Origin of the sequence: Micromonospora sp. NPDC049799 (assembly GCF_040656655.1) — a bacterium.
Classification (GTDB): Bacteria; Actinomycetota; Actinomycetes; order Mycobacteriales; family Micromonosporaceae; genus Micromonospora.
Genome location: NZ_JBFAMU010000182.1, coordinates 1 through 9,324, shown reverse-complemented (window position 1 = coordinate 9,324; position 9,324 = coordinate 1). Strand labels below are relative to the sequence as shown.

9 protein-coding genes and 1 pseudogene are annotated in these 9,324 nt (G+C 71.3%); 8 read left to right on the top strand and 2 right to left on the bottom strand.

What is annotated here, in order from left to right; all coding sequences use genetic code 11:
- Positions 1–505, top strand: a pseudogene (locus AB0I76_RS15705) (hypothetical protein); the annotation flags it as partial.
- 23 nt (positions 506–528) lie between these two features.
- On the opposite strand, the gene AB0I76_RS15700 reads toward AB0I76_RS15705, so the two are convergent.
- Entirely contained in the window at positions 529–1,602 is a 1,074-nt protein-coding gene (locus AB0I76_RS15700; RefSeq protein WP_357035119.1) for a DUF2332 domain-containing protein, read from the bottom strand.
- Positions 1,603–1,761: 159 nt separating this feature from the next.
- On the opposite strand from AB0I76_RS15700, the gene AB0I76_RS15695 reads away from it, so the two are divergent.
- The 7 genes from AB0I76_RS15695 (at position 1,762) to AB0I76_RS15665 (ending at position 8,890) form a co-directional block, all read left to right on the top strand.
- Positions 1,762–2,070, top strand: a complete 309-nt coding sequence (locus tag AB0I76_RS15695; RefSeq protein ID WP_357035122.1) for a YbaB/EbfC family nucleoid-associated protein — start codon at positions 1,762–1,764, stop codon at positions 2,068–2,070.
- 8 nt (positions 2,071–2,078) lie between these two features.
- Positions 2,079–2,672 carry a recombination mediator RecR gene (gene recR / locus AB0I76_RS15690; RefSeq protein ID WP_357035116.1) on the top strand — a complete coding sequence of 198 codons (594 nt, stop codon included), beginning with the start codon at positions 2,079–2,081 and terminating at the stop codon, positions 2,670–2,672.
- Between the two features lie 266 nt (positions 2,673–2,938).
- The gene (locus AB0I76_RS15685) at positions 2,939–4,603 is read left to right on the top strand and encodes an ABC transporter substrate-binding protein (RefSeq protein WP_357035113.1); all 1,665 of its coding nucleotides are present in this window, start codon (positions 2,939–2,941) and stop codon (positions 4,601–4,603) included.
- A 78-nt stretch (positions 4,604–4,681) separates the two neighbouring features.
- Positions 4,682–5,686 carry an ABC transporter permease gene (locus tag AB0I76_RS15680; protein ID WP_357035110.1) on the top strand — a complete coding sequence of 335 codons (1,005 nt, stop codon included), beginning with the start codon at positions 4,682–4,684 and terminating at the stop codon, positions 5,684–5,686.
- Positions 5,683–6,639, top strand: coding sequence for an ABC transporter permease (locus tag AB0I76_RS15675; RefSeq protein WP_357035106.1), 957 nt, complete (start codon positions 5,683–5,685; stop codon positions 6,637–6,639). The genes AB0I76_RS15680 and AB0I76_RS15675 overlap by 4 nt, the downstream gene beginning before the upstream one ends.
- Before the next feature lie 8 nt (positions 6,640–6,647).
- On the top strand, positions 6,648–7,763 hold the full coding sequence (locus AB0I76_RS15670; RefSeq protein WP_357035103.1) for an ABC transporter ATP-binding protein: 1,116 nt from the start codon (positions 6,648–6,650) through the stop codon (positions 7,761–7,763).
- Positions 7,760–8,890 carry an oligopeptide/dipeptide ABC transporter ATP-binding protein gene (locus AB0I76_RS15665; RefSeq protein ID WP_357035100.1) on the top strand — a complete coding sequence of 377 codons (1,131 nt, stop codon included), beginning with the start codon at positions 7,760–7,762 and terminating at the stop codon, positions 8,888–8,890. Before AB0I76_RS15670 ends, AB0I76_RS15665 begins: the two co-directional genes overlap by 4 nt.
- A 93-nt stretch (positions 8,891–8,983) precedes the next feature.
- Here the strand turns inward: AB0I76_RS15665 and AB0I76_RS15660 are convergent.
- Positions 8,984–9,324: hypothetical protein (locus AB0I76_RS15660; protein WP_357035097.1), on the bottom strand; the 341-nt coding region annotated here is incomplete at its 5' end.

Below are 9,324 nucleotides of genomic sequence, written 5' to 3'. Positions count from 1 at the left end.
GACGGGTTTGATGTTCTCGCTGGCGTACTGCATGATCAGCCGCCCGGTGGTGGTCTCGCCGGTGAACGCGACCTTCGCCACCGCGACGGCGAGCGCGCCGGCCGTACCGAAGCCGGCGGGTCCGTCGGTGACACCACCGGCCGCGTCGCCCGTCGCCCCGGTGAGCAGCGCCATCGCCGCGGCCCGCGCCGCCGCCGCCGCGGCGGGGACCGGTGCGGCGAAGGGTCCGCGTACCTCGCAGGCGGACCGGAGGACCGCGGACGCCGAATGGGCGGGCGAGCCCCCGTACGACCCGGACTACGACGGCCCGGTGCGCGGCGGCGGTGGACGCCCGGGGGGCGCCCAGCCGGCGGCACCCGTCTACGAGGGCTTCGACCCGGGTGACGAGCCGCTGGACGAGGTGATCGACGAGCGGACGGCCCGCCAGTCCAGTGAGGAGCAGGCGGTGCAGCTGCTGCGGGAGGCGTTCGGCGCCGAGAAGATCAACGAGGTCGACGCCCGCTGAGCTGAGCCGCCGGTACGCGCCGGTCAGGCGGCCCGGGCGGGGAGGCCGTGCGGGTGGGCGGTGGCGAGCAGCCGCTCGTCGGCGTCGCCCAGCCGGGCGCGGAGCTGGAAGTGGTCCGGCCCCTGGTCCGGGTACGGCTCGAAGAGCAGGTGGGCCACCGGCGCGTCGGCGGTCGCCGCGGAGGCCAGCCGGTCGAGCTCGGCGGTGACCCGGGCCCACTCGTCGGCCGGCACGTACTGCCGCATCACCGAGTGCCACACCACGGTCAGCGTCCCGGGACGCGGCGCGATGCCGGCCAGGAAGTCCGCGGCGCCGGCCGCCTCCACCCGCGCCGGGACGCGTCGGGCAAGCTCCAGCGCGCCGGCCAGCCGCCCGGCCCGCGCGGTGTGCTCCGGCCAGACGTACGCCCGCAGCGCCAGTTCCCCCTCCGGGCTGCCCGGGTCGAGCGGGGTGACGTCGCAGCCGAGCCGCTCCACCACGGTCAGCTCCGGGTGGGCTGCGGCCGCGTCCCGCAGCCAGTCGGGCACGCCGTTGCGCCAGGCGCCCGGCAGCCGTACCGGGGAGTCGGCCGGCCCCCAGGCGAAGTCGTCCGCCTCCACCCGGAAACGGTCGGCGCGAAGGTTCAGCCCGGCGCTCGCACCCAGCTCGACCAGGCGTACCGGCCGGTCGCCGGTCCCGGCCACGGCGTGCAGCAGCCCCGCGAGCAGCAGATTGGCACGCCCGACCTCGTTGGTCTGCGGGGGCCGGGGCAGCCAGGCCCGGACGTCGTCCCGCCGGTCGGCGAGGAGCGCCCGGAGCGCGGCCCAGGCGGCGTCCGCGTCCGCCGGGGAGTAGGTGCCACCGGCGGAGGGGTAGAAGCGGGCCAGGTCGGGGGCCTGCCCGGTGAGCACCAGCGCGTGCACGCCGCCCAGGATCCGAAGCGGTACGACGGCGTCGAGGGGCAGGTCGTCGTACCCCTCGGTGACACTGGCGCACGGGCCGCCGGCCCGGACGTCGGCGGCGGCGCGGACCAGCAGGTCGTGATAGAGGCCGGCGTCCATGTTCGCGCAGGCCCGGGCCTGCCGCTCCATGGCGGCGACAGCGTGTTCCACGGACATGTCCGGGCCTCCTCCGGTCGATCAGTCGATCATCGGGCGACGACCGGCGGCGCGGAAGCACCGGGCGGGGTCGGGTCGGTCACAGCGGTTAGGCTGGGCGGCGGCCCAGCAGACGAGTGCGAGAAGGAGCCATCCGTGCGCCCAGGTGGACAGCCGAACATGCAGCAGATGCTGAAGCAGGCGCAGAAGATGCAGCAGCAGATCGCCAAGGCGCAGGCCGAGCTGGCCGAGGCGGAGTTGACCGGCACCGCCGGCGGCGGCCTGGTGACCGCGACGGTCGCCGGCACCGGTGAGCTGAAGTCCATCCGGATCGACCCGAAGGCCGTCGACCCGGAGGACGTGGAGACGCTGGAGGACCTGGTCGTCGCCGCCGTGCACAACGCCTCCGAGGCGGCGCGGGAGCTGACCGAGCAGAAGATGGGCCCGGTCTCCGGTGGCATGGGCGGCCTCGGCCTGCCCGGTTTCTGAGCCACCAGATGTACGAGGGCGCCATCCAGGACCTGATCGACGAGCTGGGCCGGCTGCCGGGCGTGGGCCCGAAGAGCGCCCAGCGGATCGCCTTCCACGTGTTGTCCGCGGACCCGGCCGACGTCAACCGGTTGGCCGGTGCGCTGCGCAAGGTCAAGGAGCTGGTCCGGTTCTGCACCAGCTGCTACAACGTGGCCGAGTCCGACCAGTGCCGGATCTGCCGTGACCAGCGCCGCACCGACGAGGTGCTGTGTGTGGTCGAGGAGCCCAAGGACGTGGTGGCGATCGAGCGGACCGGTGAGTTCCGTGGTCGCTACCACGTGCTCGGTGGCGCGATCAATCCGCTGGAGGGCATCGGGCCGGACAACCTGCGCATCCGCGAGCTGATGACCCGGCTGAGTACCGGCACGGTGCGGGAGCTGATCCTGGCCACCGACCCGAACACCGAGGGCGAGGCGACCGCCACGTACCTGGCGCTGATGGTCAAGCCGATGGGGATCGCGGTGACCCGGCTGGCCAGTGGCCTGCCGGTCGGCGGCGACCTGGAGTACGCCGACGAGATCACGCTGGGCCGGGCCTTCGAGGGCCGCCGGGCGGTCTGACCGCCCCGCTGAGCTGGCCGGACGGGTCTGACACCTGGTGGCCGAAGCGCCCTGCTCGACGTAACAGTTTGGCATCGTGGATCGGGATCGTTAGGCAAGCGGCCTGCTTCACCTTCGATTCTTCGGCCAGTGCTCCTCAAAGACACGATCCGATACCAACCGTCCATCCGGCGGTTTCCGCAGTGTCGGCGCGGGAGCTATGGTCACCGCCATCGGTGACCCCTGTCACCACGTTGTCCGTACCCCCAAGGACGAGGTGAAGCACCATGCGTGCAACCAGGCCGAAGGCCGCTATCGCGGCCGTTGCGGTCGCGGCCCTCGCGGTAGCAGGATGCGCCGAGAGCGACCGCGATGATTCTTCCGGCGGCAGCAAGAAGGACACCCTCGTCTTCGGCGTAGCCGGAGACCCGAAGGTGCTCGACCCGAGCTTCGCCAGCGACGGTGAGTCGCTGCGCGTGGCGCGTCAGGTCTTCGAGACCCTGGTGCGCCCCGAGGAGGGTGGCACCAAGGTCACCCCCGGCCTGGCCGAGTCCTGGACGCCGGACGCCGCCGGCACCACCTGGACCTTCAAGCTCCGCTCGGGCGTGAAGTTCCACGACGGCACCGACTTCAACGCCGAGGCCGTCTGCGTCAACTTCAACCGCTGGTACAACGCCAAGGGCCTCATGCAGAGCCCGGACGTGACCGCGTACTGGCAGGACATCATGGGCGGCTTCGCCAAGAACGAGTCGCCGGAACTGCCGGACAGCCTCTTCAAGTCCTGCACCGCCAAGGACGCGACCACCGTCGACCTGACCTTCACCCGGGTCTCCAGCAAGATCCCGGCCGCGCTGATGCTGCCGTCGTTCTCCATCCACAGCCCGAAGGCGCTGGAGCAGTACGACGCCAGCAACGTCGGCGGCACCGCCGAGGACATCAAGTACCCCGAGTACGCCACGGCGCACCCGACCGGCACCGGTCCGTTCAAGTTCAAGGCCTGGGACGTCGCCAACAAGACGCTGACCCTGGAGCGGAACGAGGACTACGCCGGCACCAAGGCGAAGCTGAAGACCCTGATCTTCAAGACCATCTCCGACGAGAACGCGCGCAAGCAGGCGCTGCGCTCCGGCGACATCAATGGGTACGACCTGGTCGGCCCGGCCGACGTCGAGCCGCTGAAGAACGAGGGCTTCAACGTCCTCACCCGTCCGGCGTTCAACATCCTCTACCTGGCGATCAACCAGAAGGGGAACCCGAAGCTCGCCGACATCAAGGTCCGCCAGGCGATCGCCCACGCGCTGAACCGGCAGGCCCTGGTCGACTCGAAGCTGCCCCCGGGCGCCAAGGTCGCGGTCAACTTCATGCCGGACACCGTCGAGGGCTGGAACGGCGACGTCACCAAGTACGAGTACGACGTCGAGAAGGCGAAGAAGCTGCTGGCCGAGGCCGGCGCGTCGAACCTGACGCTGAAGTTCCACTACCCGACCGAGGTCACCCGGCCGTACATGCCGAGCCCGAAGGACCTCTTCGAGCTGCTGTCGGCGGACCTCAAGGCGGTTGGCATCAACGTCCAGCCGATCCCGCTGAAGTGGAGCCCGGACTACCTCAACGCCACCACCTCCGGTACCAAGCACGACCTGCACTTCCTCGGGTGGACCGGTGACTACGGCGACGCGTACAACTTCATCGGCACCTTCTTCGACCGGCAGAAGGACGAGTGGGGTTACAACAACCCCCAGCTCTTCGCCCAGTTCAAGGACGCCGACACCACCGCCGACGCGGCGGCCCGGACGGAGAAGTACAAGGCCCTGAACAAGGCCATCATGGACTTCCTGCCGGGTGTCCCGGTGTCGCACTCGCCGCCGGCGATCGTGTTCGGTAAGGACGTGACCGGGATCAAGGCGAGCCCGCTCACCGACGAGCGGTACGCCAGCGCCGAGTTCAAGTCCTGACCTGACGCAAGAACCGCGGGCGGGCGCTGTGTTGCACAGCGCCCGCCCGCGGCCCTCCGTACCCCCTTCGAGGTCACCGTGTTCCGGTTCATCGTCAGACGCCTGCTCCAGCTGATACCGACGCTGTTCGGGCTCTCCCTCCTGCTCTTCATCTGGCTCCGTCGGCTACCCGGCGGTCCCGAGACCGCCATCCTCGGCGAGCGCGCCACGCCCGAGATGCGCGCCGCCATCCGCCGCAACATGGGCCTTGACGAGCCGATCCTGGTGCAGTACGGCCGGTTCGTCCGGCGGTTGATCCGGCTCGACCTCGGCACCTCCACCTCCACCAAGCGGACCGTCGTCACCGAGTTCGTCGAGCGGTTCCCCGGCACGGTGGAGCTCTCCGTCGCAGCGATGCTGCTCGCGATCGGCGTTGGCATCCCGCTGGGTTACCTGGCCGCCCGCCGTCGCGGGCGCTTCCTCGACCACGCGTCGGTCGGCGGCTCGCTGATCGGCATCTGCATCCCGGTCTTCTTCCTCGCGTACGTACTCAAGGCGATCTTCGCGGAAAACCTGGGCTGGTTCCCGGCGAGCGGCCGGCAGGACCCGACGATCGGGGCGACCCGGGTCACCAACTTCTTCGTCCTCGACGGGCTGATGACCCGCGAGTGGGACGCCGCCGCCGACGCGCTCTGGCACCTGGTGCTGCCCGCCGTCGCGCTGGCCAGCATCCCGCTCGCGATCATCGTCCGGATCACCCGGGCCAGCGTCCTGGAGGTGCTCAACGAGGACTTCGTCCGCACCGCCGAGGCCAAGGGGCTGACCGAGAGCACGGTCCGGCGTCGGCACGTGCTGCGCAACTCCATGCTGCCGGTGGTCACCTCGATCGGCCTGCTCACCGGTGGCCTGCTCTCCGGCGCGGTGCTGACCGAGACCGTCTTCGCCTTCAGCGGCATCGGAGCCTTCATCTACGAGGCGATCAGTCAGCGCGACTATCCGGTGCTGATGGGCTTCATCCTGATCATCGCGGTGGTGTACGTGCTGGTGAATCTCCTGGTCGACCTCTCCTACAGCCTGATCGACCCGAGGGTGAGGGTCCGATGACGATCACCACCGGCAAGAAGAAGGAAAAGATCGACCGGCTCTCGGAGCTGGCCGCCCGAAACGACGAGCGCGGCGTCAGCCTCTGGAAGGAGGCGTTCCGCCGGCTGCGGCGCAACCCGGCGGCGATCGTCGGCGCGGTCATCCTGGGCCTGTTCCTCCTGGTCGCCGTCCTCGGGCCGTTCCTCGTCCCGCATGCCCCGGACGCCCAGCTCTGGAAGGGCGAGATCCGCCTCGGCGACTTCCCCGGCCCGCGGGGGGAAAACTGGTTCGGCGTCGACCACATCGGACGCGACGAGTTCAGCCGCATGATCGTCGGCGCGCGGCAGACCCTGCTGGTCGGCGTGATCTCCACCCTGATCGGCCTGGCCGTCGGCTCGCTGATCGGCGGGATCGCCGGCGCCGCCGCCGGCCTCGGCGGACGGTGGGGCCGGGCCGTCGACAACGTGCTGATGCGCGTGATCGACATGCTGCTGGCCATGCCGAGCCTGCTGCTGGCGATCAGCATCGCCGCCCTGCTCGGGGCCGGCCTGGAAACGGTCATGATCGCGGTCGGCGTGGTGTCGGTGCCGGTCTTCGCGCGGCTGCTCCGCGGCTCGATGATCTCCCAGGCGAACAGCGACTACGTCCTGGCGTCCGTCTCGCTGGGCGTGAAGAAGCCGAAGATCGCGCTGACCCACGTGGTGCCGAACTCGCTCGCCCCGGTCATCGTGCAGGCCACCCTGACCCTGGCCACCGCGATCATCGAGGCCGCCGCGCTCTCCTTCCTGGGTCTCGGCAACAACGACGCCTCCATCCCCGAGTGGGGTGTCATGCTGGCCGACGCGCAGCCGTACCTCGACTCGGCGCCCCGGCTGGCGATCCTGCCCGCCCTCGCCATCATCGTCACCGCGCTGGGCTTCACCCTGCTCGGTGAGGCGATGCGCGAGGCACTCGACCCGAAGCTGCGGAAGTAGGTCCCCTCATGGCACTGCTCGAAGTGGACGACCTCTCCGTCACCTTCGCCCGGCGCGGCCAGCGCACCGTGCACGCGGTGGACGGGGTCTCCTTCTCCGTCGACGCCGGTGAGGTCGTCGGTCTGGTCGGCGAGTCCGGCTGCGGCAAGAGCGTCACCTCGCTGGCCCTCATGGGCCTGCTGCCCAAGCAGCCGGGCCTGCGGGTCGGCGGCAAGGCCGTCTTCGACGGCACCGACCTGCTCCAGCTCGACGACCGGTCCCGCCGCGACATCCGGGGCCGGGACATCGCGATGATCTTCCAGGACCCACTGTCCTCGCTGAACCCGGTGATCCCGATCGGGCTCCAGGTGACCGAGGTGCTCGCCCGGCACCGGGGCATGAAGGGCGCGGCGGCGGAGAAGGAGGCGGCCGCGTTGCTGGACCGGGTCGGTATCCCCGACCCGAAGCGGCGGCTCAAGGAGTACCCGCACCAGCTCTCCGGTGGCATGCGGCAGCGTGCCCTGATCGCCATGGCGGTGGCCTGCCAGCCGCGGCTGCTGATCGCCGACGAGCCGACCACCGCGCTGGACGTCACCATCCAGGCGCAGATCCTGGAACTGCTCAAGGATCTGGTCCGGGACTCCGGCACCGCGCTGCTGATGATCACGCACGACCTGGGTGTGGTCGCCGGCATGTGCGACACCGTCAACGTGCTGTACGCCGGCCGGGTCGTGGAGACGGCCCGCCGCCGCCCGCTGTTCCGCGAGCCGCGGCACCCGTACACCGTGGGGTTGCTCGGGTCGGTGCCCCGCCTGGACGCGGGGCGCGGCCAACGGCTCAACCCCATCCCCGGCTCGGTGCGCGACGTCCTGCCCTGGCCCGACGGCTGCGCGTTCGCCCCCCGCTGCTCGCGGCGGGTCGACGCGTGCGTGGGCGAACCGCCGGCCCTGGTGCTCACCCACGACGGTCGCAGCTACCGCTGCGTCAACCCGGCACCGATTCCCGGGCTGACGCCGGCCGAGGACGTCCGCGCCGTGGTGCCGACGGACGCGCAGCCCGGTTCGGTGCCGGCCCAAGCCGTCCCGGACGACCCGCCCACGGTGCCCGGCCTGGGCCCCGCGCCGCGCGAGGAGGAATCAGCGTGAGCGAGCAGACTGTCGAGCCGACCGTCGAGCGCGACGACATCCTGGTCGAGGTCCGCGACCTCAAGGTGCACTTCCCGATCCGCCGCGGCGTGATCTTCGACCGGACGGTCGGCCACGTGAAGGCGGTCGACGGCGTCGACCTGCGCATCCCGCGCGGGAAGACCTACGGCCTGGTCGGCGAGTCTGGGTGCGGCAAGTCCACGCTCGGACGGGCGCTGCTCCAGCTCACCCCGCCGACCAGCGGTGAGGTGAGCTTCGACGGCGTCGAGCTGACCACGCTGCGGGCGGGGAAGCTCCGCCAGATGCGCCGCCGCATGCAGATGATCTTCCAGGACCCGATGTCGAGCCTGGACCCCCGGCAGAACGTCGAGTCGATCCTCACCGAGGGCCTCCAGACCCACGGCATCGGCGCCGACCGCGACGACCGGCGACGGATCATCGGCGAGACGCTGGACAAGGTCGGCCTGCCGCGCTGGGCGCTGTCCCGCTACCCGCACGAGTTCTCCGGCGGTCAGCGGCAGCGCATCGGCATCGCCCGCGCCCTGGTGCTCGGGCCGGAGCTGATCGTCGCCGACGAGCCGGTCTCCGCGCTCGACGTGTCGATCCAGGCCCAGGTGGTCAACCTGCTGGACGAACTCCAGGACACCCTCGGCCTGACCTACCTGGTGATCGCGCACGACCTGGCCGTGGTCCGGCACATCTCCGATACGGTCGGCGTGATGTACCTGGGCGCGCTGGTCGAGGAGGCGCCGGCCGACCGGCTCTACACCGAGCCGCTGCACCCGTACACCCGGGCGCTGATGTCGGCGGTGCCGGTGCCGGACCCGGACGTGGAGGACCGCCGGGAGCGGATCCTGCTCGCCGGCGACCTGCCCTCCCCGGCCAACCCGCCGTCGGGCTGCCGGTTCCACACCCGCTGCCCGTGGGCGCAGCCGACCCGCTGCGCCGACGAGCGGCCGGTGCTGCGGGAGATCGGCGGCAGCCGGGTCGCGTGCCACTGGGCGGAGCGGATCGCCAGCGGCGAACTGCGCCCGCACAAGGTCGAGGTCCAGCTCACCCGCCCCGTCGGCGAGGGCGAGGAGCCGCACACCGTCTCCGCGCCCACCGAACCCGGCTCGTACGTGTAAGGAAGGGTCCCCGCTCAACGCCTCCGGTAGAGGAAGGGCCCCTTCTTAACGCCTCGCGGCGTCGGGAAGGGGCCCTGTCCGATGGTGTGGGACTCAGCCCTCGGGGCGGTTGACGAGGGCGACGGCGATGGTGTGCACCGCGTCCAGGGCAGCCGGGTCGGCCAGGGCGGCCCTCCCGCCGGTCACCGCGTACCACTCCTCGGCGTCCTTGTACTGCACCTTCAGCGTGACCTGGCCGGCCGCGTACTCGGTGCGTACGGTCAGCTCGCCGGTCACCACGCCGACCTCGTCGGTCATCACCCCGCCCGGCCCGGCCACGACATCGGCGGTACGGCTCTGTGCCCCGCCGGCCGCGGCGTCCGCGCTCATGCCGGCACCCGGCACGGCGGCCCCGGCCGCCCCGTCGGCGGTCATTCCGGCGGTGCTCGGCCCGG